Below are 23,604 nucleotides of genomic sequence, written 5' to 3' on the forward strand. Positions count from 1 at the left end.
TCGCTACTTAAGGAACCACTGATGGAGCTCGGTCTCGTCGGCCTCGGCAAGATGGGCGGCAACATGCGCGAGCGCATCCGCCGCGCAGGCCACACCGTCATCGGATACGACCGCAACCCGGACGTCGCGGATGTCCACAGCCTCGATGAGCTTGTGGGCAAGCTCAAGGGCCCGCGGGTCGTGTGGGTGATGGTCCCGGCAGGGGCCGCGACCCAGTCCACCGTCGACGAGCTGGCCGAGCTGCTGCAGCCCGGCGACGTCGTCGTGGACGGCGGGAACTCCCGCTGGACGGACGACGAGAAGCACGCCGAGGAGCTCGCCGCCAAGGGCATCGGCTTTGTCGACTGCGGCGTCTCCGGCGGCGTCTGGGGCCTGGAGAACGGCTACGCGCTGATGTACGGCGGCGACGCCGAGAACATCGCGAAGGTCCAGCCGATCTTCGACGCCCTCAAGCCCGAGGGCGACTTCGGCTCGGTGCACGCGGGCAAGGTCGGCGCCGGCCACTTCTCCAAGATGGTTCACAACGGCATCGAGTACGCGATGATGCAGGCCTACGCCGAGGGCTGGGAGCTCCTCGAGGCCGTGGACTCGGTCACCGACGTCCGTGAGGTCTTCCGCTCCTGGCAGGAGGGCACGGTCATCCGTTCCTGGCTGCTCGACCTCGCGGTCAACGCTCTGGACGACGACGAGCACCTGGACAAGCTGCGCGGCTTCGCGCAGGACTCCGGAGAGGGCCGCTGGACCGTGGAGGCGGCGATCGACAACGCCGTGCCGCTGCCCGCGATCACCGCGTCCCTCTTCGCGCGCTTCGCCTCGCGTCAGGAGGACTCGCCGCAGATGAAGATGATCGCGGCGCTGCGCAACCAGTTCGGCGGCCACGCGGTCGAGAAGAAGTAATCCACAGCCTGTGCGCTTAAGCCGGGCTTGCCGGGGGAGGTCGGCGCCAACCATGCACGTCACGCATCTGTCGCTGGCCGACTTTCGCTCGTACGCCCGGGTCGAGGTCCCTCTCGATCCGGGCGTCACCGCGTTTGTGGGACCCAACGGCCAGGGCAAGACGAACCTCGTCGAGGCGGTCGGCTACCTCGCCACGCTCGGCAGCCACCGCGTCTCGTCGGACGCGCCGCTGGTGCGCATGGGTGCCGAGCGCGCCGTCATCCGGGCCGCTGTCACCCAGGGCGAGCGGTCCCAGCTGGTCGAGCTTGAACTCAATCCCGGCAAGTCGAACCGCGCCCGGATCAACAGGTCCTCGCAGGTCAGACCGCGCGACGTGCTGGGGATCGTCCGTACGGTCCTTTTCGCGCCGGAGGATCTTGCGCTGATCAAGGGCGACCCCGGTGAGCGCCGGCGGTTCCTCGACGAGCTGATCACGGCGCGCTCCCCGCGCATGGCGGGCGTGCGGTCCGACTACGACCGCGTACTGAAGCAGCGCAACACCCTCCTGAAGTCGGCGGCCCTCGCGCGGCGGCACGGCGGGCGCTCCATGGACCTGTCGACGCTCGACGTCTGGGACCAGCACCTCGCCCGCGCGGGCGCCGAGTTGCTTGCACAGCGGCTCGACCTGATCGCCACGCTGCAGCCGCTGACCGACAAGGCGTACGAACAGCTGGCACCCGGCGGCGGCCCCGTCGCGCTGGAGTACAAGCCGTCGGCGCCGGGCGATGGCCACACCCGCGACGCCCTGTACGAGCAGCTGATCGCCGCCCTCGAAGAGGTCCGCAAGCAGGAGATCGAGCGGGGCGTGACGCTGGTCGGCCCGCACCGCGACGACCTCCTCCTGAAGCTGGGCCAGCTCCCGGCCAAGGGGTACGCGAGCCACGGCGAGTCCTGGTCGTACGCCCTCGCGCTGCGCCTGGCCTCGTACGACCTCCTGCGGGCCGAGGGCAACGAGCCGGTGCTCGTCCTGGACGACGTCTTCGCCGAGCTCGACGCGCGCCGCAGGGAGCGGCTTGCCGAGCTGGTGGCGCCGGGCGAGCAGGTCCTGGTCACGGCCGCGGTGGACGACGACGTACCGGGCGTGCTGGTCGGCACGCGGTACACGGTGTCGGACGGCGCGGTGGAGCGCGCGTGAGCGCCGAAGAGCCCGCCAAGGGCACCCCCGAGGACGCGCCGAAGGACACGCCGAAGACGCCCGAGCCGTCCGGTGTCGATCTCGCCCGGGTCGCCCTCCGTGCCGCCAAGGAACAGGCACGCGCGCGTGGCGACGCCGCGCAGCAGAAGAAGCAGGCCCGGCGCGGCGGACTTCGCTCCGGCGCGCGCGCCGACGGCCGCGACCCGTTGCCGCTCGGTTCCGCGATCAACCGTCTGATCACCGAGCGCGGCTGGGAGACGCCGGCCGCGGTCGGCGGGGTGATGGGCCGCTGGCCGCAGATCGTCGGCGACGACCTGGCCAAGCACTGCGTACCCCAGCGGTACGACGAGAACGAGCGTGTCCTGACCGTTCAGTGCGACTCCACGGCCTGGGCGACGAACCTGCGCCTGCTCGCCCCGCAGCTGGTCGCGCGCCTCAACGAGGACCTGGGGCACGGCACCGTACGCCTCATCAAAGTGCTCGGTCCCGGTGGCCCCGCACGCCGCTTCGGACCCCTGCGCGCCCCCGGCAGCACGGGCCCCGGGGACACCTACGGCTGAGGCCGTTTCCGGCGGTAGCTCAAGGTTGACACCCCGAAGCGCTGAGTGCCGCTGTGAGCCTCTTAGAGCCCCGGGCCGCATATGGGGAGTCGGTCGCGGCCGGTTCAGGACGGCACATGCGGACTCAGGTACCGGCAAACCCCCATCACTGTCGGCGCTACCGGTAGACTGGAAGCTAATCCCGCCCCACTTGTGGGACGCACCGAGCAACGCTGACTATCGCTGAACGACGCAGCCGCTCCGGCCACCGCCGGGTGCTTGGCTTGTGCTGTGCCAGAAAGGGCGCTTCGTGGCCGATTCCGGCAACCCCAACGAGAACATCCCGTCCACCGAGGCCCTGGCAGGAACCGCCGAGGCCTCAGCCACGGCGTACGACGCCAGCGCGATTACCGTCCTCGAGGGTCTGGACGCGGTCCGCAAGCGACCTGGCATGTACATCGGCTCGACCGGTGAGCGTGGCCTGCACCACCTGGTGCAGGAGGTCGTCGACAACTCCGTCGACGAGGCCTTGGCCGGCCACGCGGACACGATCGACGTCACGATCCTCGCCGACGGCGGCGTGCGCGTGATCGACAACGGCCGAGGCATCCCGGTCGGCATGCACCCCGTGGAGAAGAAGCCGGCCGTCGAGGTCGTGCTCACCGTGCTCCACGCGGGCGGCAAGTTCGGCGGCGGCGGCTACGCGGTCTCCGGTGGTCTGCACGGCGTCGGTGTCTCCGTGGTGAACGCGCTCTCGACCAAGCTCTCCGTCGAGATCAAGACCGACGGCTACCGCTGGACGCAGGACTACAAGAGCGGCGCCCCGACCGCGCCGCTCGAGCGGCACGAAGCCACTAAGGAGACCGGCACGTCGGTCACCTTCTGGGCCGACGGCGACATCTTCGAGACCACCGAGTACTCCTTCGAGACGCTGGCACGGCGCTTCCAGGAGATGGCGTTCCTCAACAAGGGTTTGACTATCAAACTCACTGATGAGCGCGATTCGGCGAAGGCGACCGCGGGTGCGGACTCGGCCGAGGCGACCGATGACGAGGCCGCCGAGGCCCGCACGGTGACGTACTTCTACGAAGGCGGCATCGTCGACTTCGTGAAGTACCTCAACTCCCGTAAGGGCGAGGTCATCCACCCGACCGTCATCGACGTCGAGGCCGAGGACAAGGAGCGCCTCCTCTCGGTCGAGATCGCGATGCAGTGGAACTCGCAGTACAGCGAGGGCGTGTACTCCTTCGCGAACACGATCCACACGCATGAGGGCGGTACGCACGAAGAGGGCTTCAGGGCCGCGCTGACGGGTCTGGTGAACCGCTACGCGCGTGACAAGAAGCTGCTCCGCGAGAAGGACGACAACCTCACGGGTGAGGACATCCGCGAGGGTCTGACCGCGATCATCTCGGTGAAGCTGGGCGAGCCCCAGTTCGAGGGCCAGACGAAGACCAAGCTGGGCAACACGGAGGCGAAGACCTTCGTGCAGAAGGTCGTCCATGAGCACCTCACGGACTGGTTCGACCGCAATCCGAACGAGGCCGCGGACATCATCCGCAAGGGCATCCAGGCCGCCACGGCCCGTGTCGCCGCCCGCAAGGCGCGCGACCTGACCCGCCGCAAGGGGCTCCTGGAGACGGCGTCGCTGCCGGGCAAGCTGAGCGACTGCCAGTCGAACGACCCGACGAAGTGCGAGATCTTCATCGTCGAGGGTGACTCCGCCGGTGGTTCGGCGAAGTCCGGCCGTGACCCGATGTACCAGGCGATCCTGCCCATCCGAGGCAAGATCCTGAACGTCGAGAAGGCCCGCGTCGACAAGATCCTGCACAACCAGGAAGTCCAGGCGCTGATCTCGGCGTTCGGCACCGGTGTGCACGAGGACTTCGACATCGAGAAGCTCCGCTACCACAAGATCATCTTGATGGCGGACGCCGACGTCGACGGTCAGCACATCAACACGCTGCTCCTGACGTTCCTGTTCCGCTTCATGCGGCCGCTGGTCGAGGCCGGGCACGTGTACCTCTCGCGCCCGCCGCTTTTCAAGATCAAGTGGACCCGTGACGACTTCCAGTACGCGTACTCGGACCGCGAGCGCGACGCCCTGATCGAGCTCGGCCGACAGGCCGGCAAGCGCGTCAGGGACGACTCGGTCCAGCGCTTCAAGGGCCTCGGCGAGATGAACGCCGAGGAGCTGCGCGTCACGACCATGGACCAGGAGCACCGCGTGCTCGGCCAGGTCACCCTGGACGACGCGGCACAGGCCGATGACCTCTTCTCGGTGCTGATGGGCGAGGACGTCGAGGCACGGCGCTCGTTCATCCAGCGCAATGCCAAGGACGTTCGCTTCCTCGACATCTGAGTCGGCCCGTACAAGCCGCACCTCGAAAGGACTTTGACCAGCAATGGCCGACGAGAACACCCCTGTGACGCCCGAAGCGGAGCCCGCCGTCCCCGGCGTGGGCATGCGTGTCGAGCCCGTCGGGCTCGAGACGGAGATGCAGCGCTCGTATCTCGACTACGCGATGTCCGTCATCGTGTCCCGCGCGCTGCCCGACGTACGCGACGGTCTGAAGCCCGTCCACCGCCGCGTCCTGTACGCGATGTACGACGGCGGCTACCGCCCCGAGAAGGGCTTCTACAAGTGTGCCCGCGTCGTCGGCGACGTCATGGGTACGTACCACCCGCACGGCGACTCCTCCATCTACGACGCCCTGGTGCGCCTCGCCCAGCCGTGGTCGATGCGGATGCCGCTGGTGGACTCCAACGGCAACTTCGGCTCTCCGGGCAACGACCCGGCGGCCGCCATGCGCTACACCGAGTGCAAGATGGCGCCGCTGGCCATGGAGATGGTCCGTGACATCGACGAGGACACCGTCGACTTCACGGACAACTACGACGGCCGTAACCAGGAGCCGACGGTCCTGCCGGCGCGCTTCCCGAACCTGCTGATCAACGGCTCGGCGGGCATCGCGGTCGGCATGGCCACCAACATCCCGCCGCACAACCTCCGCGAGGTCGCGGCGGGCGCGCAATGGGCGCTCGAGCACCCCGAGGCCTCGCACGAGGAGCTGCTCGACGCTCTGATCGAGCGCATCAAGGGCCCCGATTTCCCGACCGGCGCACTAGTAGTGGGCCGCAAGGGCATCGAGGAGGCGTACCGCACGGGCCGCGGCTCCATCACGATGCGCGCGGTCGTCGCGGTCGAGGAGATCCAGAACCGCCAGTGCCTGGTGGTCACCGAACTCCCGTACCAGACCAACCCCGACAACCTCGCGCAGAAGATCGCCGACCTGGTCAAGGACGGCAGGGTCGGCGGCATCGCCGACGTCCGCGACGAGTCGTCGTCGCGCACCGGCCAGCGCCTGGTCATCGTCCTGAAGCGGGACGCGGTCGCCAAGGTCGTACTGAACAACCTCTACAAGCACACCGACCTGCAGTCGAACTTCAGCGCCAACATGCTGGCCCTGGTCGACGGCGTGCCGCGCACCCTCTCGCTGGATGCCTTCATCCGGCACTGGGTCACGCACCAGGTCGAGGTCATCGTCCGGCGTACGAAGTTCCGGCTGCGCAAGGCCGAGGAGCGGGCGCACATCCTGCGCGGCCTGCTCAAGGCGCTGGACGCGATCGACGAGGTCATCGCGCTCATCCGCGGCAGCCAGACCGTCGACATCGCGCGCGAGGGCCTGATGGGCCTGCTCTCGATCGACGAGATCCAGGCCAACGCCATCCTCGAGATGCAGCTGCGCCGACTCGCCGCCCTGGAGCGCCAGAAGATCGTCGCCGAGCACGACGACCTCCAGGCGAAGATCAACGAGTACAACGCGATCCTGGCCTCGCCCGAGAAGCAGCGCCAGATCATCAGCGACGAGCTCGCGGCGATCGTCGACAAGTTCGGCGAGGACCGTCGCTCGGCGCTCGTGCCCTTCGACGGCGACATGTCCATGGAGGACCTGATCGCCGAAGAGGACATCGTCGTCACGATCACGCGCGGTGGCTACGTCAAGCGCACCAAGACGGACGACTACCGCTCGCAGAAGCGCGGCGGCAAGGGCGTCCGCGGCACGAAGCTCAAGGAAGACGACATCGTCGACCACTTCTTCGTGTCGACGACGCACCACTGGCTGCTGTTCTTCACCAACAAGGGCCGGGTGTACCGGGCGAAGGCGTACGAACTCCCCGACGCCGGACGCGACGCCCGCGGCCAGCACGTCGCGAACCTGCTCGCCTTCCAGCCGGACGAGCAGATCGCCGAGATCCTGGCGATCCGTGACTACGAAGCCGCGCCCTACCTGGTGCTCGCCACAAAGGGCGGCCTCGTAAAGAAGACGTCGCTCAAGGACTACGACTCGCCTCGCTCCGGTGGTGTCATTGCCATCAACCTCCGCGAGACGGACGACGGTTCGGACGACGAACTGATCGGGGCCGAGCTCGTATCGGCCGAGGACGATCTCTTGCTGATCAGCAAGAAGGCCCAATCGATCCGATTCACCGCGACGGACGATGCGCTGCGTCCCATGGGCCGCGCGACCTCGGGCGTCAAGGGAATGAGTTTCCGCGACGGCGACCAGCTCCTCTCGATGAATGTCGTCCGGCCCGGTACGTTCGTGTTCACCGCAACCGACGGTGGGTACGCGAAGCGCACCAACGTCGACGAGTACCGCGTCCAGGGTCGCGGCGGCCTCGGTATCAAGGCCGCCAAGATCGTGGAGGACCGCGGCGAACTCGTGGGCGCGCTGGTGACGGAGGAGACCGACGAGATCCTCGCCATCACCCTGGGCGGCGGTGTGATTCGTACGCGAGTCAACGAGGTCAGGGAGACGGGCCGTGACACCATGGGCGTCCAACTGATCAACCTGGGCAAGCGCGATGCCGTGGTCGGTATCGCTCGTAATGCCGAGGCCGGGCGCGAGGCGGAGGAAGTCGACGGCGACATCGTCGACGAATCGGCCGACGGCGAGCCGGCCGTCGGTACGGACGAGGGCACGGAGTCCACGGCCGAGTAGCGCAAGGAGAGAGTCATCGTGAGTGGAGCCACGGGCGCCGGAGCAAGTGGAACCGGCTCAGCCGGTACAGACGGTGTCCGTGGCTCTGCCACTGATTCTCACGACTCCGACGAGTCTCATGGATCCCAGGGGGGAACGGTGACGGACACCCGAGGGCCGCAGCCCGCTCAGTCCGCTACGTCCGCGCAGTACGACGGTGCGTACGCGGGCGGGGCGCAGGGAGCGGCGGGTGCGCTGCCCGGGGAGCGTCAGCCCCAGCAGCAGGCTTCCCAGCCGTATCACCCGCCGCAGGCGTATCAGCAGGGCTCCCAGACGGGCTCTGTGCGGCGGCCCCGCACCGGGGCACGCACGACGCCGCGTACGCGCAAGGCGCGGCTGCGGGTGGCCAAGGCCGACCCGTGGTCGGTGATGAAGGTCAGCTTCCTGCTCTCCATCGCGCTCGGCATCTGCACGATCGTCGCGGCCGCCGTGCTGTGGATGGTCATGGACGCCATGGGCGTCTTCTCGACGGTGGGCGGCACGATCTCCGAGGCGACGGGCTCGAACGAGTCCAACGGCTTCGACCTGCAGTCCTTCCTGTCCCTGCCGCGCGTGCTGATGTTCACGACGATCATCGCGGTCATCGACGTCGTCCTGGCCACGGCCCTCGCGACGCTCGGCGCGTTCATCTACAACCTCTCCGCGGGCTTCGTGGGCGGCGTCGAGCTGACGCTCGCCGAGGACGAGTAGCCCCTCCGGTCGCCCGTTCCGGGGCCCCGGAGCTATCGATTTTGGGACTGGCCCGGACGTGCGCTAATCTTCAGAGGTCAGCGCGCGGGACACACCGCAGCGCGGCGGGGCTATAGCTCAGTTGGTTAGAGCGCATCCCTGATAAGGATGAGGCCACAGGTTCAAATCCTGTTAGCCCCACAGACACGAAGACCCCCAGTCGATAGCGGCTGGGGGTCTTTGGCGTTCGGTGGCTCACGTGTCCCCACACGTTCCCGTCATGCAGGCTCAGAGATTCAAGACGGCTTCGGTGCTGCACGAGTCCCACAAGGGGCGCGTCCGGCACACCTGGAACCTGATGGCCCCGTAGGAGCCGTCGGGGTTCTCGCGGGCCTCGCCGTCTTTCGCGGTGTCGCTGACCTTGCAGTTGAGCCGGGCGTTGTCGTCGCGGATCTGTTCGCCCCAGGTCGTCAGATGGGAACACCCCGTGACGAAGCGCGTCATCCTCATAACTCTGAGGTTGGCCGGCTTTGTCGGTCGCGGAGACGCGAAGACCCCCGGCTGAAACCGGCCGGGGGTCTTTGGTGCTGTGGTGAGGCTGTGGTGCTGATGGTTCAGTGGTGCTGAGGGGCTTGGCTGCCGTTGGGGTTACGGCTCCGCGGCCAGGTCGCGTGGTTGGGCTTCGGTCTCGCGGCCCGTCTCGGTGTCGTTCGTGGTCAGGTGCCTGCAGCCGGGAGACGATCCGTGTGCCTCGGCGCGGATGCGCTGTTTCATCGTGGGTGGCAAGGACCGTTCGACCGCGAGTAGCCAGTGGGCCGCCAGTGCTGCGGGGAAGGTCCTGGCGGTCTCGCAGGATTCCGTGGCCTGCTGTGCCGGCGCCGTGGCCGCCGTGGCCGCCGTGGCCGTCGTGGTGAATCCCAGCGCGGCGAAGAGCGCGAGGAAGGCGGTGATGAGGGTGGTCCACAGCTTCATGGCCTTGGTGCGGGTCACGGCGTCTCACTTTCGGGTCGGGCGATTTGCGTACTTTCCTCATGATGTGTATGCGGGGCCGAGAGTGGTGGACCGACGCCCGTGGCGCGTCGATGTTCTGATGAACACCACCCGGATGGCCGAAAAGGCCCCGGAAGGGGCCCGGGAGGGGCCTGAAATGAGGCCGGGAGCGGCGAATGTCACAGCGGGCCGGAGAGGTGGCCGGAGCGGCCGGGTCCGTTTCTACTGCTGTGTTCGGTGCGGCAGTTGGGGTGGATCCAGGTCACCGATCGGTATCGATCGGTGTGTATAGTCGGGCTCCAGAGGTCCCTTACGTCAAGAAAGACGAGGTCGCGCGGTGAAGAAGCTTCTCCTGGTCGCACTGGCCGCCATCGGCGGGCTCCTCGTGTACCGCCAGATCCAGGCGGATCGCGCCGAGCAGGATCTGTGGACGGAGGCGACTGACTCCGTGCCCACGGGTTCGTGAGTATCGACAACAGTCTCTTCACAAGGCCCCGGTCGCTGATGCGGCCGGGGCCTTGTGCTGTCCGATTTCAGTGAGGGCGGGCTTCTGGGGATGTTGATTTGCTTATGCAAGTCCGTTCCTTGCGTGAGCAAAGATTGTCGGGGCTTCGCGCGGGAATGAGTCGCCGGGACGACTGGGTCTCCGGGGAGGGGTGGCATCCAATGGGGCGGCTGGGCAGAGGCCGGGCGACGCTGGCCGCGGGGGCGGCACTGTGCGCGGTGGCGGCGCTGCCGGGACAGGCCGCGGCGGCGGGGTCGCCGGCGCCGTACGCCTACGCCGACAAGGCCGTTGCGGTCGACGGGGCGACGAGCAGCACGGGCAGTACGGCACTGACGCCAGGATCGACGTACAAGAGCGCCATCGCGCGCGGGGGCAAGCTCTACTACCGGCTCGAACTCGACGCCACGGAGAGCGTGTACGTCTCGGCCACCGCTGTTCCGGGGCTCGGATCCAAGGTCGCCTACGGGGACGGCATCGAGGTGTCCCTGCAGGACGCGGACGGCAATGACTGCGACTCCGGAGACGCGCGTTTCGGTACGTCGCAGAGCCCGCGGCCCATCACCGCCTGGGCGGTGCGGACGATCGGCCCCGACGAGAACCGGTGCAAGCCGGCGGGCACGTACTACGTAGTGGTCGAGCGGAACAGCGATCCCGGATCCTCGGCGGAGAGTTGGGGCACGGAGCTCCGCGTCGTCTCCGAGCCGGGTGTGACCAAGGACGCTCCCACGACGCCGCCCGAGTCCTGGAACTCCGCCTCGCCCGTGCCACCGGGCGGTGAGCGTGAACGGCGTGCGGGCGGCACGAGCTTCAACGACGCCCGGGCGCTGCGGACGGGAGTCTGGGGCGACCGGATCAAGCCAGGGCAGACGCTCTTCTACCGGGTGCCTGTCGACTGGGGGCAGCAGGTCTCCGCCAGTGCCGAGCTGGGCAGTTCGAGCGAGGGTGGGGACGAGTATGTGACGTCGGCGCTCGTCATGTCGCTCTCCAATCCCGTACGCGCCCGGGTCGACGACGTGGACACGGCGTACGACGGCAAGCAGAAGTCCACCGCGCTGGAAGCGCTGGCCCCGGTCGCGTACGAGAACCGCTATTCGCCCATCGACGACGTGGCCGGGATGCGGTTCGCCGGCTGGTACTACCTCTCGGTCCATCTCAACCCGCAGGTCGCCGGGCAGTTCGGCAAGGACCCGCTGGATCTGACGTTGCGGGTCGGCGTCAAGGGCGCGGCCAAGGCGGGGCCCGCTTACGCCGGATCGGCACGGCCCGCGGACGAGTTCAGCGTCTCCGGCCAGGACGAGGAGGCCGCGGCGAGCGGCAGGACGGCCGCCGGGGACGAGGCCGGGGCCGGGGGCGGCGACGGCATGAAGCTGGTCGCCGCCGGGGGATTCGGCGGCGGTGCCGTGCTGCTCGCCGTGCTCGGCGTGTGGACGCTGGTCGCTCGGCGGCGGGCCGCTGCTTCATCCGCGAGGGCGGGAGCGGGGACTGGGGCGTCTTCGCAGTACGGGCCGCCACCGGCTTGGTAGTTGGGGCGGTGTGAGCGCTGCGTGGGGCGGCCGGAGAGGCTGGGGCGCTGAGCCCCGGCGCCGAGCCCGGCGCGCATCAGGTCTGGGTCAGGGCCCAGATGCCCACCGCGAAGCACGCCAGTGCGGCGAGCAGCATCGGGATCGCCACCTTTGCGGGTGGTCCCGGCCGCCTCTGCGGAACTGGTCGGCTCTGGAGCGGAACCTGCGGGACGTGAGCGGTGTATGGATGAGTAGGGGCGTATGTCCCGTGCACCGCGGCCGTCATGGCCCGTGAGGGGTCTTGAGCCGCGGCAGCCTGGTGGGGGGAGGGATCGTGCGGGGGTTGATGCGTGGGCTGATGTGGGGGCGCCTGCGGAGGCTGTGCCGCGTACTGGGGCCGGTCTTGCGGGGGCTGTGGCTGCTTCCCCAGCTGCTGCCCGGGCTGGTGCCCCGGCTGCTGTCCCCGCTGCTGTTCCTGTGGTGTCGGCTGTTGCCCCAGCGATGCCGACTGCTGTCCCAGCAGTACGTGCTCCGCCGACGGAGTCGGTGCGGCTGCCGGTGGCGATGGCGGTGGCGTGGGGAGGAGAGGCGGCGGTGTGGGGTCGAACGGCGGCGGCGTAGGCGCCTGCGGCGGTGGCGTCGGGGCATCGGGCGGTGGCGGCAGGTGGAAACCTCCGGTCCCCGACGAGCTGCCCGTGTCCGGCGCAGGAGGGTGCGGGGGCGGTACGGGGGACGGGGCGAGACCCGGCTGTGGCGCCGCGCCGCGGGCCGGCGTGAGCGGACCGTCCGGGCCGAACCCCAGGGGGAGCGGGCCGAGTTGGTCGAAGACCTCCACCAGCTCGTCGTCGGGCCCCGGCTCGGGAAGCAGCTCGGCGGCCGAGGCCAACGCCTTGCGCGCACCGGTGGCCGTGCGGAACCGCGCCTGCGGATCCGGCTGCAGCAGCATGGCGACGACCTGCCACAGCGGCTCCGGGACGCCCTGTGGGGCCCCTGGCGTGCCGTGCGCGGCAAAGTGCTCGATCAGCGCCTTGGAGTCCGGCCTGGCCCCCTCGAGGAGATACAGCGCCACCAGGCCGACGGCGAAGAGATCGGCGGTGAAGTCCGGCTCGGCACCCATCATCTGCTCGGGCGCGAAGTAACCGGGCGTGCCCACCACATAGTTGGTCTCGGTCAGCCGTGGCTCGCCCAGGCGCATCGAGATGCCGAAGTCGGAGAGCCGCAGATGCGGACGCCCGACTCCGGTGGCCTCGAGCAGGATGTTGGCGGGCTTGATGTCACGGTGCACGACCCCCTCGTCGTGCACAGCGGCAAGGCCTGCGAGCAGTTGGTCGAGCAGCGTGCACGACAGGTGGGGCGGCAGCGGGCCGTAGTCCCCGACCAGATGCGCCAGCGAGCCGCCGGCGACCAAGGCCATGGTGAACAGGACCTTGTCGTCGTCGGCGGCCCAGCTGGCGGGCGCGAGCACATGGGGGTGGTCGATCCGGAGCGCCTGTTCCCGCACGAAGCGCAACAGCGTGTGCGCGTCGCTCTGTTGCAGGACCTTGGCGGCCACATATCTGCGCCGCCGGTGGTCCCAGGCGCGCCAGACCGCGCCGACTCCCCCACGTCCGATCGGGTCGACCAGTTCGTACCGGCCGGCGAAGACCTCACCCATGGTCGCGCATCGCTCCCCCTCCGGGCCGCCCGGTGGCCCGGCCGACGGCTCAGCTCTGGTGCGCCTCGTAGTGGGCGACCGCGTCCGCGGTGCGTCCGGCGCCGTACACCCGGAGGAACTCTGCCAGTTCCGGGTGGGTCGGGGCGAGGGCGTCCGCCGCATCGATGATGTCGCCGGCCGCCGCCACGGAACGCAGCAGCGACTGGATCTCGCGCACCACGCGCTTGACCGTCGGAGCACCCGAACTCGTCGTCGACTGGGAGGTGTTGGTCAGTACGGAGCCGCCCTGGGACTTCTTGATCTCGTCCATGCGGTCGGTCGCCTCCGCGGCGCTCACACTGCCGTCGGCGACCTGGCCCGCGAGCTCCTGGAGGAGCTGGACGCGCTGGACGACCGCGGGGTTGCCGATCTTGGCGCGCTGTCCGCTCATCAGCTGGGACAGCATGGGCGCCGACAGACCGAGGACGCCGGCGAGGCGTGCCTGGTTGAGGCCCAGATCATCGATGAGACGGCGGAAGAGCGCCCCCAGCGGCTCTCCGTACCAGTTCCGCTGGAGCTCCCGTGCTCTCGCGGTTGTCTCTTGTTGTGCGGCGTCCATTGCGTCTCCCCATCGCTTCCCCATAAACCGCGGTTCGCTGCCGCGAACCACGCCGAGCATCTTACGGAGCGTGGTCGTTCACCGGGACCCCCAATCCTTTTGCGAGATCCGGGGGGAGACCCGGTACTCTGGTCTGCGTTGCTCACCGGAGGGAGTTCCTTCCGGCTGACGCATCGTTTTCGGGGCCTTAGCTCAGTTGGTAGAGCGCTGCCTTTGCAAGGCAGATGTCAGGAGTTCGAATCTCCTAGGCTCCACAGCCGAACGCCGTAGGGCGGGAACCCCAGCTGGGGTTCCCGCCCTACGGCGTTTCTGCGGTTTCTTACGGCGGTTCCGCGGCGCGGATCAGCGCTTTTCGTCGCGCTCCGCGGCTTCCGCCTCCGCCTGCTTGGCCTGCACCTCGGGGTCGAGGGACTGCCGGTCGCTTCCGTCGACCGAGGCCAGCGGGGCGTTGTCCGGGACCTCTGTCGCGGCGGGCGGCTCGACGAGCCAGTCCGGGTTGGCCTGCTTGTCCCACCACTTCCAGGCGGCGATCGCACCACCCGCGAGGAGGCCGAACACGACGACACCCTTGGCGAGGCGCCCGGCGCGGGCCCGGCGCTCGTGCTTGCGGACAAGACGCCGGATCTCCTTGGGAGAGATGTCACCGCGCAGCGCGGCGATCGCCGCCGCACCGCGGGACGCGGCCTCGTCACGGACGGGCTGGGCCGCGGCCACGGCGCTCTCGATCCGCGGCTTCGAGTACTCGGCGGCCTGCCGGGCGGCCTTCCGCGTCTGCTTGGCGGCCTTGCGCGTACGGACGGCGGCCTCGTGCGCGGCGTGGTCGACCTTCGGCGGCACATGCGTACGCGCCTGCTCGACGCGGGGCGCGAGGTGGGCGTCGTACTGCACACGGGCCTGTTCGGCGGCCTGATGCGCGGCCTGCGACACCTTGGGCGCCAGCCTTACGCGCACATCGTGGGCGTAGTGAGCGGCCTGGTCCTTGGCCGTGCCGGCGTAGGGGGCCACCGCCTCCGCGGCGTGCCGGACGCTGTCCTTGGCCGAGCCGGTCGCGGCGCGCACGCTGTCGATGCGGGTCACGGGATCCTCCTCCTCGGTGGCGTATAGGTATGTCACCTTTCCACCCTTTCAGGGATCATGCCTTCCGGGTGACCCTCAGGCATGAGAGGGCGGGCATCCGGGTCAAGCGAGAAGTTCGATCAATCTGATCAATTTGATCAAATCAGGACAAGGAGACTTCTTGGCCGACAATGCCACGGATCGCTTCTGTGCGCGCCCAGTCGGCGGCTACTCGTCGCAATCCGGTCCGTGCGAGGATCGGAGCGTCACAGAAGACAACGGAAGGCAGATCGTGGCTGAGCAGCTTTACGCCACCCTGAAGACCAACCACGGCGACATCGAGGTGCTCCTGCACCCCAACCACGCGCCGAAGACGGTCAAGAACTTCGTAGAACTCGCCCAGGGCGAGCGTGAGTGGGTCAACCCTGAGACCGGTCAGAAGACCTCGGACCGGCTCTACGACGGCACGATCTTCCACCGTGTGATCAGCGGCTTCATGATCCAGGGCGGCGACCCGCTGGGCAATGGCACGGGCGGCCCGGGCTACGAGTTCGCGGACGAGTTCCACCCCGACCTCGCCTTCGACAAGCCGTACCTCCTTGCCATGGCCAACGCCGGTCCCGGCACCAACGGCTCGCAGTTCTTCGTGACGGTCTCGCCGACCGCCTGGCTGACCCGCAAGCACACGATCTTCGGTGAGGTCACGGACGCGGCGAGCCAGAAGGTCGTCGACGAGATCGCGGCGGTGCAGACCAACCCGCGCACCGACCGCCCGGTCAGCGACGTGGTCATCGAGTCCGTGGTGATCGAGACCCGCGGCGCCTGACCTCGGCGTACCCGCCAGGGAACCAAACCGCCCCGCCCATCCGTAAGGAAGGGCGGGGCGGTGCGTTGCACGCGTGGGCGCGCTGTGCCTTCGTACGGAGATTGAGGGGACCCCATGGATCAGGCACCAGGCAGCCCGCAGGGGCCGCGGGACGCGCAGCACCTGCCCGGTTGCTACCGGCACCCGGACCGCGAGACAGGCATCAGCTGCACCCGCTGCGAGCGGCCCATCTGTCCGGAGTGCATGATCAGCGCTTCGGTCGGCTTCCAGTGCCCCGAGTGCGTGCGCGAGGGCTCGGGCACCGGTCACGCGCCCGCGGCGAACCAGCCGCGTACGATCGCGGGCGGCTCGATCGCCGCCGACCCGCGCCTCATCACCAAGATCCTGCTCGGCCTCAACGTGGCGGTGTTCATCGCGGTCCTCGCCGTCGGCGACCGCCTGGTGAACGAGCTGGTCCTGGTCGGCGAGTGGCCTCCGTACCCCTTCGTCGCGGAGGACGGCGTCGCCGAGGGCCAGTGGTACCGCCTGGTCACGTCGATGTTCACGCACCAGGAGATCTGGCACATCGCGTTCAACATGCTGGGCCTGTGGTGGCTCGGGGGTCCGCTGGAGGCGGCGCTCGGCCGCGCCCGCTATCTCGCCCTGTACATGCTCTCCGGCCTGGCCGGCGGCGCCCTGACCTATGTCGTCGCGGACGCGAGCCAGGCCTCGCTCGGCGCATCCGGGGCGATCTTCGGTCTGCTCGGCGCGACCGCCGTCCTGATGCGGCGCCTCAACTACGACATGCGCCCGGTCATCGCACTCCTCGCGCTGAACATGCTGTTCACCTTCACCTGGAGCGGCATCGCCTGGGAGGCGCACGTCGGCGGTCTGGTCGCCGGTGTCGCAATCGCCTACGGGATGGTGCACGCGCCCCGTGAGCGGCGGGCGCTCGTGCAGTGGGGGACCTGCGCCGCGGTGCTGCTCGTGGTCCTGGCCGCCGTGGTCGTCAGGACCGCTCAGCTCGTCTGAGCCTGTGCGTTCCTCGTCTGAGCCAGTGCGTCCCGCTCACTGTTGTCCACAGCGTGTGGCGGATCTTGTGCATGCTGTGGGGAACAACAGTGCCCCTTGTCGCTGACCTGGGTTTTCCCAGGAAGGACAAGGGGCCTGCGGCGGCTTGCATGGCGATCGGGCAGTCACACCGGCGTCAACACCGAGTGGGTTATCCACAGATCGTCTTTCTTTTTCCCCAGTGTGGATAGCGCTGTGGATAACTCAGGGCAAGGCTTGCTCTCGCCGCCGGGGAATGCGGTGCGGAGGCAGCGCGGACCGCGCTACTTCCACTGCGTGGAGACGCCGAACCCCGCGGCGATGAAGCCGAAGCCGACCACGATGTTCCAGTTGCCCAGCGGTTCGATCGGCAGCTTGCCGTCGGTGACGTAGAAGACGACGATCCAGGCGAGCCCGATGAGGAACATCGCCAGCATCACCGGGGCCACCCAGCTACGGCTGGTCAGCTTGATGTTGGTCGCCTTCTTCGCCGCGGGCGGCGTGTAATCGTCGGCCTTCTTGCGGATCCGTGACTTCGGCACGAGGGTCTCTCCTGTCGATACGGGGAGCTGAGCCCTCCCCCGGGCGTCCGTTAGCGTAGTGCTTCCGCGGCGCTGAAGGAGATAAGGGTACGTTGAGCAATTCTGCCGACTCCCCCACAGGTCAGGGTCGTCGCCCCCGCTGGCGGCCGGTCCGGTTGCTGACGGCTGCCGTCTTCGCCCTCGCGGGCCTCATCTTCTTCACCAGCTTCAATACTGCCAAGGGTACGAACATCCGTACGGATGCGTCCCTCCTGAAGCTCTCCGATCTCATCCAGGAGCGCAGCCACAAGAACGGCGAGCTGGACGAGTCCAACGGTTCGCTGCGTGACGACGTCGAGGCGCTCGCGGAGCGTGACAACGGCGGCACGAAGGCCGACGACGCCCGGCTGAAGGCCCTGGAGAAGAACGCGGGCACCAAGAAGGTCAGCGGCGAGGCCGTCTCCGTCACCCTCACCGACGCCCCGCCCGGCGCCACCGCCAAACTCCCCGGCTACCCCGAGCCCCAGCCCAACGACCTCGTCATCCACCAGCAGGACCTGCAGGCCGTGGTGAACGCCCTCTGGCAGGGCGGCGCCGAGGGCATCAAGGTCATGGACCAGCGGCTCATCTCCACCAGCGCCGTTCGCTGCGTGGGCAACACCCTGATCCTCCAGGGCCGCGTCTACTCACCTCCGTACAAGGTGACCGCGGTCGGCGACCCGGAGAAGCTGAGGACGGCGCTCTCCGCTTCCCCGGAGATCCAGAACTACATGCTGTACGTGAATGCCTACGGCCTCGGCTGGAAAGTCGACGACGACGGGGCGGTGACTCTTCCCGGCTACTCGGGCACAGTGGATCTCCACTACGCGAAGCCCGTGGAGTAGCACCCGGGGAGGGACCGTCCGGTGTCGGTGCGAGTGCTGTTGAGGACGTTCAGCGAACTGTGCATCACCATCGGTACGTTGATCGTGCTCTTCGTGGTGTACGTCCTGTTCTGGACCGGCGTGAAGGCCGACAACGCCATGGACAGCCAGATCGACAAGCTCCAGGACCAGTGGGCGCAGGGTTCGGTGCCGACGCGTACGGACGATGAGTCTTCGGACTCGGCGTCCCCGAAGAAGCCCGCTCCCTACGAAGAGGGCAAGCCCTTCGCCGTGATGTACATCCCGCGGCTTGGTTTCACGTGGAACAAGCCGGTGCTCCAGGGCACGGGCACCGACGTACTCAAGAAGGGACTCGGTCACTACGGAGACACCGCTCAGCTCGGCCAGAAGGGGAACTTCTCCGTGGCGGGCCACCGCCGCACTTACGGAGACCCCTTCAAGGACTTCCCGAAGCTGCGCCCCAATGACCCTGTGGTGCTGACCGACGGCACGACCTGGTTCACGTACCGCATCGACAACAAGCCCTTGAAGACGCTGCCCGGCGACATCGGCGTCATCGATCCGGTTCCCCGCAAGTCCGGGTACAAGGGGCCGGGCCGTTACCTCACTCTTACGACCTGTGAGCCAGAGTGGGGCCACAGCCACCGGTTGATCGTCTGGGCACACCTTGATGCCACCCAGCCCGTCGAGGCCGGGAAACCGGAGGCACTGCGCCGTTAGTCTGGTGCCGTACGGCTACGGAAGGGACGGCATGTACGGCTGGATCTGGCGGCATCTGCCGGGAAACGCATGGGTAAGGGCACTGCTTTCGCTGGTGCTCGTCTTCGCGGTGGTCTACGTGCTCTTCCAGTACGTCTTCCCGTGGGCCGAGCCGCTTCTCCCCTTCAACGATGTGACGGTGGACGGCCAGTGAGCATCGACGGACGCCCGGCCCGCATCCTCGTGGTCGACAACTACGACAGCTTCGTCTTCAACCTCGTCCAGTACCTGTACCAGCTGGGTGCCGAGTGCGAGGTCCTGCGCAACGACGAGGTCGAACTGCGGCACGCGCAGGACGGCTTCGACGGCGTCCTGCTCTCGCCAGGACCCGGCACCCCCGAGCAGGCGGGCGTCTGCGTCGACATGGTGCGCCACTGCGCCGACACCGGTGTGCCCGTCTTCGGCGTCTGCCTCGGCATGCAGTCGATGGCGGTCGCGTACGGCGGAGTGGTGGACCGTGCGCCGGAGTTGCTGCATGGCAAGACGTCCCCGGTCGTGCACGAGGGCAAGGGTGTCTTCGCCGGTCTCCCGTCGCCGTTCATCGCGACGCGCTATCACTCGCTCGCCGCCGAACCGGCCACGGTGCCGGCCGAGCTCGAGGTGACCGCGCGCACGGAGGACGGCATCATCATGGGCCTGCGCCACCGTGAACTGCCGGTCGAGGGCGTGCAGTTCCACCCCGAGTCGGTGCTCACCGAGCACGGCCACCGCATGCTCGCCAACTGGCTGGTCGAGTGCGGGGACAAGGGGGCGGTCGGTCGGTCGAGCGGTCTTGCCCCGGTGGTGGGCAGGGCCACGGCGTGACCGCGTTGCGCCCCGAGCGCGATTCCTCCGGAGTTCCGTACGACGAGCAGTACGCGTCGTACGAGGAGCAGGGATCGTTCGAAGAGCCCGGGGCGTTCGCGGCGGCAGTCGACCATCTCGCCGATCCGCTGACGGATCCGCTGCCGGGGCAGCATCCGTCGCCGTGGTTCCGCAGCGGTCAGCCCGCCCCGGAGCCGGAGCCGCAGTTCCCTGAGCCGGAGTGGTACGACCCTCAGGGCTACGCCCGTGACTGGTACGGGGCGCAGCAGCGGCCGGAGCCGGAGCCTGCGCGGGAACCGACGTACGAGGAGTTGTACGGCGCGTACGCCCCGCAGTCGCAGCGTCAGCCGCAGCCCCAGCCGCCGCTCGACGATGAGACGGTGGGCCTGCGCACGGCGGACACTCGGCGAATAGTCGAGCCAGAGCCGCAGCCAGAGCCAGAGCGAGAGCCGGAGCGCCCCACAGGAGGCCGGGCCGCCCGCCGCAAGGCCGCCAAGAAGGGCACCACGTCGGCCGCCTCCAGAGCCGAGTCCGCCGCCCCCCTCTCCCGCGTCGAGGCCCGTCGCGCCGAGCGCGCGCGGAAGCCCTCCGCGGGCACGGTGATCAGCCGGGGCGTCGGCGAACTCTTCATCACCATCGGCGTCCTGATGCTGCTCTTCGTCACGTACCAGCTGTGGTGGACGAACATCCGCGCCCACCAGCAGGCCAACGGCGCCGCCAACGACCTCCAGGAGGAGTGGGCGAAGGGCAAGGGCAAGCCGGGCGCCTTTGAACCCGGGCAAGGCTTCGCGCTGCTCCACATCCCCCGCCTCGACGTGGTCGTGCCGATTGCCGAGGGCATCGAAAAAGCGGGGGTCCTGGACCGCGGCATGGTCGGCCACTACAACGAGGGCGGCACCAAGACCCCGATGCCGGACGCGAAGCAGGGCAACTTCGCGGTCGCCGGGCACCGCAACACCCACGGCGAACCGTTCCGCTACATCAATCAGCTCGAACCGGGCGATCCCATCATCGTGGAGACGCAGGACAAGTACTTCGTCTACAAGATGGCGAGCATCCTGCCGCAGACGAGTCCCGGCAACACGAGTGTGATCGGCCCCGTTCCGCCGGGCTCGGGCTTCACCAAACCCGGCCGGTACATCACACTGACCACCTGTACCCCGGAATTCACGAGTAAGTATCGAATGATCGTCTGGGGCAAGATGGTCGAGGAACGGCCGCGCAGCAAGGGAAAGCCGAGCGCGCTCGTCAACTAGCACGGTGAGAACGGGGCAGATCCAGTGGCAGCGACGACCGACCACGCCGACCACGACGAGAAGCAGGCCGAGGCGCCCGCGCCGCGGCCGCGGGGCCGCGGCCCGATCGCCACGGCGGTCAGCGTCTTCGGTGAACTCCTCATCACCGCGGGCCTGGTGCTCGGCCTCTTCGTCGTCTACTCCCTGTGGTGGACGAACGTGGTCGCCGACCGCGAGGCGCACAAGCAGGGCGACAGGGTCCGCGACCGCTGGGCGGGCGGCCCCGGGAACCTGAACACCAAGGACGGCATCGGCTTCCTGCACGTACCCGCGATGGGCGGCGGCGAGGTCCTGGTCAAGAAGGGGACCAGCAACAAGACCCTCAACGACGGAGTCGCGGGCTACTACGAAGACCCGATCAAGTCGGCCCTCCCCGAGGACAAGGAGGGCAACTTCACGCTGGCCGCGCACCGCGACGGGCACGGCGCGAAGTTCCACAAGATCGACAAGATCAAGGAGGGCGACGCGATCGTCTACGAGTCCCGGGACAAGTGGTACGTCTACAAGGTCTACGCGACCCTCCCCGAGACCTCGAAGTACAACGTGAAGGTCCTGAACCCGGTCCCCAAGGAATCGGGCGCGAAGAAGCCGGGCCGCTACATCACCCTGACGACGTGCACGCCCGTTTACACCTCCAACTACCGCTACATCGTGTGGGGCGAGCTGGAGCGTGTGGAGAAGGTCGACAACAAGCGGACGCCGCCGGCTGAGCTGGCCGACTAGCCGCCGCGTACCGAAGCACCCGCGTACGAAAGAGCCCCGGACACCACTGGTGTCCGGGGCTCTTTCGTATCTACGAGGTGCCTACGTAGAGGTGGCGTTCAGTCCTCTTCGCTGCGGGAGAAGCCCGTGCCGCCTCCGAAGAGGCCGCCTCCGTCGTCTTCCCCGCCGTTGCCTCCGCCGTTGCCCTGGTCGCCGCCCGCGGTGGTCAGGTTGATCGCCGTGCCCGGCGGGACCTGCTCATTGGCCGTGGGCTGGGAGAGGACCACGAGGGCGTCGTCGTCCTGCGGGCCTGTGATGGTGCCCACCGTCAGATCGGCGTCCTCGATGGCCTTACGGGCGTCCTTGAGCTTCTGGCCGGTGAGCGCGGGCACGGTGGCCTGCTCGGCGGCCTTGGCCACCTGGACGGTGACCGTCGAGCCGTCGTCGACATTCGTGCCGGCAGCCGGGGAAGTCTGGATGACCTTGCCCTCTTCCACGCTGTCACTGGCGACGTCCTCACGCTTGGGTACGAGGCCCTCACCCGTGATCCGCTTCTCGGCAGCTTCGTAGTCGAGGCCGGTGACGTCCGGGACCTGGATCTGCGTCTTCGCCTTGGCGACCTCAAGGGTGATCGTGCTGCCCTTTTGCACCTCGGTGCCGAGGACTGGGTCCTGATCGAGGACTTCGCCCACGGGCCGAGGGGACTCCACCCGCTCGGGAACTACCTTGAACCGGTACTTGGGGCCCTCGAGCTCCTCAGTGGCGTCCTCGATGTTGTCACCGATGACGTTCGGTACCGCAACCTTCGGCGCACCCGTCGACACGACCACATTGATGGTGTCGCCCTTGTCGACCGTCGCGTTGGCGCCCGGGTCCTGGGAGCAGATCTCGCCCTTCGGGTACTTCGCGCAGGGCTTGCGCTCCGAGATCGCGAGCTCCAGGTCGACGTTTCCGGCCTGCGTCTTGGCCTCCTTGAACTCCTCACCCACGAAATTCGGCGCCTTGATCGAATCGCTGCCGCCACCGCCCCCGGTGAACGCCCACTTCCCGATCAGGACCGCGCCGACAAGGACAAGCAGCCCCGCCAGCACCAGCAGCACCGTAGAAGTACTGCTCTTCTTCTGGCGGCGGCGTGAATGATCGTCGTAGCCGTCGTCCGGGCCGACCGGCGGCATCATCGACGTCTGGGCGCCGCCGGGCTGCGGGCGGAGCATGGCCGTCTGCTGGTCGTCCGGGTGGCCGCCGCCGTAGCCGACCGCGCCCATGGCGGCGGTGGCCGCGACGGGCTGGCCGTCGAGGCAGGCCTCGATGTCGGCGCGCATCTCGTCGGCCGACTGGTAGCGGTAGTCCGGGTCCTTGGTGAGGGCCTTCAGGACGATCGCGTCCATCTCGGGCGTGATCTCGCCGTCGAAGACGCTCGGGGCCTGCGGCTCCTCGCGTACGTGCTGGTAGGCCACCGCGACCGGGGAGTCGCCCACGAAGGGGGGCCGCACGGTAAGGAGCTCGTAGAGCAGGCAGCCCGTCGAGTAGAGGTCCGAGCGGGCGTCGACCTGCTCACCCTTCGCCTGCTCCGGCGAGAGGTACTGCGCCGTGCCGATGACCGCGGCCGTCTGCGTCATCGTCATCCCGGAGTCGCCCATGGCGCGGGCGATGCCGAAGTCCATGACCTTGACCTGGCCGTTGCGCGTCAGCATGACGTTCGCGGGCTTGATGTCGCGGTGGACGATCTGGTTGCGGTGCGAGTACTCCAGGGCCTGGAGGATGCCGATCGTCATCTCCATGGCGCGCTCGGGCAGCAGCTTGCGCCCGGAGTGCAGGAGCTCCCGCAGGGTGGAGCCGTCGACGTACTCCATCACGATGTACGGGATGGAGACCCCGTCCACGTAGTCCTCGCCGGTGTCGTAGACCGCGACGATCGCAGGATGGTTGAGCGAGGCGGCCGACTGGGCCTCGCGGCGGAACCGGGCCTGGAATGACGGGTCGCGCGCGAGGTCAACGCGCAGCGTCTTCACCGCCACGGTGCGTCCGAGGCGGGTGTCGTGCGCGAGGTAAACCTCCGCCATCCCGCCTCGGCCGAGCACCTGGCCCAGCTCGTACCGCCCGCCGAGGCGACGCGGCTCTTCCATAGCTAATCCAGCCCTCTCCGTCAGTCCCG

At 68.5% G+C, this 23,604-nt stretch carries 23 protein-coding genes and 2 tRNA genes; 18 read left to right on the forward strand and 7 right to left on the reverse strand.

Annotated features, from left to right (window positions below; genetic code table 11):
- Positions 1–21: 21 nt before the first annotated feature.
- From gnd to AB0O76_RS30770, 7 genes are all read left to right on the forward strand, one after another.
- A complete protein-coding gene (gnd, locus tag AB0O76_RS30740) occupies positions 22–897 on the forward strand; it encodes a phosphogluconate dehydrogenase (NAD(+)-dependent, decarboxylating) (protein WP_365497548.1) in 876 nt (291 codons plus the stop codon).
- A 52-nt stretch (positions 898–949) separates the two neighbouring features.
- Entirely contained in the window at positions 950–2,071 is a 1,122-nt protein-coding gene (recF, locus tag AB0O76_RS30745) for a DNA replication/repair protein RecF (RefSeq protein WP_365497551.1), read from the forward strand.
- Positions 2,068–2,631 (forward strand): DciA family protein, encoded by a 564-nt coding sequence (locus AB0O76_RS30750; protein ID WP_365497554.1) that lies wholly within the window; start codon positions 2,068–2,070, stop codon positions 2,629–2,631. The genes recF and AB0O76_RS30750 overlap by 4 nt, the downstream gene beginning before the upstream one ends.
- A 265-nt stretch (positions 2,632–2,896) precedes the next feature.
- A complete protein-coding gene (gyrB, locus tag AB0O76_RS30755; protein WP_365497557.1) occupies positions 2,897–4,972 on the forward strand; it encodes a DNA topoisomerase (ATP-hydrolyzing) subunit B in 2,076 nt (691 codons plus the stop codon).
- 43 nt (positions 4,973–5,015) lie between these two features.
- Positions 5,016–7,616, forward strand: a complete 2,601-nt coding sequence (gyrA, locus tag AB0O76_RS30760) for a DNA gyrase subunit A (protein WP_365497560.1) — start codon at positions 5,016–5,018, stop codon at positions 7,614–7,616.
- Positions 7,617–7,634: 18 nt separating this feature from the next.
- On the forward strand, positions 7,635–8,345 hold the full coding sequence (locus AB0O76_RS30765) for a DUF3566 domain-containing protein (protein ID WP_365497563.1): 711 nt from the start codon (positions 7,635–7,637) through the stop codon (positions 8,343–8,345).
- Positions 8,346–8,451: 106 nt separating this feature from the next.
- A tRNA-Ile gene (locus AB0O76_RS30770) sits at positions 8,452–8,525 on the forward strand.
- An 87-nt stretch (positions 8,526–8,612) separates the two neighbouring features.
- Here the strand turns inward: AB0O76_RS30770 and AB0O76_RS30775 are convergent.
- Positions 8,613–8,828, reverse strand: a complete 216-nt coding sequence (locus AB0O76_RS30775) for a hypothetical protein (protein ID WP_365497566.1) — start codon at positions 8,826–8,828, stop codon at positions 8,613–8,615.
- 144 nt (positions 8,829–8,972) lie between these two features.
- Positions 8,973–9,314 (reverse strand): DUF6344 domain-containing protein, encoded by a 342-nt coding sequence (locus AB0O76_RS30780; protein WP_365497569.1) that lies wholly within the window; start codon positions 9,312–9,314, stop codon positions 8,973–8,975.
- 337 nt (positions 9,315–9,651) lie between these two features.
- On the opposite strand from AB0O76_RS30780, the gene AB0O76_RS30785 reads away from it, so the two are divergent.
- Both AB0O76_RS30785 and AB0O76_RS30790 read left to right on the forward strand, forming a co-directional pair.
- Positions 9,652–9,780, forward strand: a complete 129-nt coding sequence (locus AB0O76_RS30785; protein ID WP_003999697.1) for a DLW-39 family protein — start codon at positions 9,652–9,654, stop codon at positions 9,778–9,780.
- 200 nt (positions 9,781–9,980) lie between these two features.
- Complete coding sequence (locus AB0O76_RS30790) at positions 9,981–11,342, forward strand: hypothetical protein (RefSeq protein WP_365497572.1); 1,362 nt, start codon at positions 9,981–9,983, stop codon at positions 11,340–11,342.
- 76 nt (positions 11,343–11,418) lie between these two features.
- On the opposite strand, the gene AB0O76_RS30795 is transcribed toward AB0O76_RS30790, so the two are convergent.
- Both AB0O76_RS30795 and AB0O76_RS30800 read right to left on the reverse strand, forming a co-directional pair.
- Positions 11,419–12,975: a serine/threonine-protein kinase gene (locus tag AB0O76_RS30795; protein WP_365497575.1), complete on the reverse strand. Its 1,557-nt coding sequence runs from the start codon at positions 12,973–12,975 to the stop codon at positions 11,419–11,421.
- 49 nt (positions 12,976–13,024) lie between these two features.
- Entirely contained in the window at positions 13,025–13,573 is a 549-nt protein-coding gene (locus AB0O76_RS30800; RefSeq protein ID WP_266864442.1) for a DNA-binding protein, read from the reverse strand.
- A 181-nt stretch (positions 13,574–13,754) separates the two neighbouring features.
- Here AB0O76_RS30800 and AB0O76_RS30805 point away from each other — a divergent pair.
- Positions 13,755–13,827 (forward strand) — tRNA-Ala (locus tag AB0O76_RS30805).
- Positions 13,828–13,915: 88 nt separating this feature from the next.
- Here AB0O76_RS30805 and AB0O76_RS30810 read toward each other — a convergent pair.
- On the reverse strand, positions 13,916–14,650 hold the full coding sequence (locus AB0O76_RS30810; protein WP_365497578.1) for a DUF5324 family protein: 735 nt from the start codon (positions 14,648–14,650) through the stop codon (positions 13,916–13,918).
- A 271-nt stretch (positions 14,651–14,921) separates the two neighbouring features.
- On the opposite strand from AB0O76_RS30810, the gene AB0O76_RS30815 reads away from it, so the two are divergent.
- Positions 14,922–15,455 carry a peptidylprolyl isomerase gene (locus tag AB0O76_RS30815; RefSeq protein ID WP_365497581.1) on the forward strand — a complete coding sequence of 178 codons (534 nt, stop codon included), beginning with the start codon at positions 14,922–14,924 and terminating at the stop codon, positions 15,453–15,455.
- A 114-nt stretch (positions 15,456–15,569) separates the two neighbouring features.
- Positions 15,570–16,466 (forward strand): rhomboid family intramembrane serine protease, encoded by an 897-nt coding sequence (locus tag AB0O76_RS30820; RefSeq protein WP_365497584.1) that lies wholly within the window; start codon positions 15,570–15,572, stop codon positions 16,464–16,466.
- A 302-nt stretch (positions 16,467–16,768) separates the two neighbouring features.
- On the opposite strand, the gene crgA is transcribed toward AB0O76_RS30820, so the two are convergent.
- Complete coding sequence (gene crgA, locus AB0O76_RS30825) at positions 16,769–17,026, reverse strand: cell division protein CrgA (RefSeq protein WP_365497587.1); 258 nt, start codon at positions 17,024–17,026, stop codon at positions 16,769–16,771.
- 92 nt (positions 17,027–17,118) lie between these two features.
- Here crgA and AB0O76_RS30830 point away from each other — a divergent pair, with 92 nt between their 5' ends.
- From AB0O76_RS30830 to AB0O76_RS30855, 6 genes are read left to right on the forward strand one after another with little or no spacing between them, the layout of a single operon-like run.
- Positions 17,119–17,889, forward strand: a complete 771-nt coding sequence (locus AB0O76_RS30830; protein WP_365497590.1) for a DUF881 domain-containing protein — start codon at positions 17,119–17,121, stop codon at positions 17,887–17,889.
- 27 nt (positions 17,890–17,916) lie between these two features.
- On the forward strand, positions 17,917–18,609 hold the full coding sequence (locus AB0O76_RS30835) for a class E sortase (protein WP_365497852.1): 693 nt from the start codon (positions 17,917–17,919) through the stop codon (positions 18,607–18,609).
- Entirely contained in the window at positions 18,560–18,802 is a 243-nt protein-coding gene (locus tag AB0O76_RS30840; protein WP_266864422.1) for a hypothetical protein, read from the forward strand. Before AB0O76_RS30835 ends, AB0O76_RS30840 begins: the two co-directional genes overlap by 50 nt.
- A gap of 2 nt (positions 18,803–18,804) precedes the next feature.
- Positions 18,805–19,452: an aminodeoxychorismate/anthranilate synthase component II gene (locus tag AB0O76_RS30845; protein WP_365497855.1), complete on the forward strand. Its 648-nt coding sequence runs from the start codon at positions 18,805–18,807 to the stop codon at positions 19,450–19,452.
- Positions 19,449–20,708, forward strand: a complete 1,260-nt coding sequence (locus tag AB0O76_RS30850; protein ID WP_365497593.1) for a class E sortase — start codon at positions 19,449–19,451, stop codon at positions 20,706–20,708. Before AB0O76_RS30845 ends, AB0O76_RS30850 begins: the two co-directional genes overlap by 4 nt.
- A gap of 24 nt (positions 20,709–20,732) precedes the next feature.
- Complete coding sequence (locus AB0O76_RS30855; protein WP_365497596.1) at positions 20,733–21,470, forward strand: class E sortase; 738 nt, start codon at positions 20,733–20,735, stop codon at positions 21,468–21,470.
- A gap of 98 nt (positions 21,471–21,568) precedes the next feature.
- Here the strand turns inward: AB0O76_RS30855 and pknB are convergent, their stop codons facing one another.
- Positions 21,569–23,575 carry a Stk1 family PASTA domain-containing Ser/Thr kinase gene (pknB, locus tag AB0O76_RS30860; protein ID WP_365497599.1) on the reverse strand — a complete coding sequence of 669 codons (2,007 nt, stop codon included), beginning with the start codon at positions 23,573–23,575 and terminating at the stop codon, positions 21,569–21,571.
- Between the last annotated feature and the right edge of the window lie 29 nt (positions 23,576–23,604).

This window comes from Streptomyces sp. NPDC086554 (assembly GCF_040686095.1).
Taxonomy (GTDB): Bacteria; Actinomycetota; Actinomycetes; order Streptomycetales; family Streptomycetaceae; genus Streptomyces.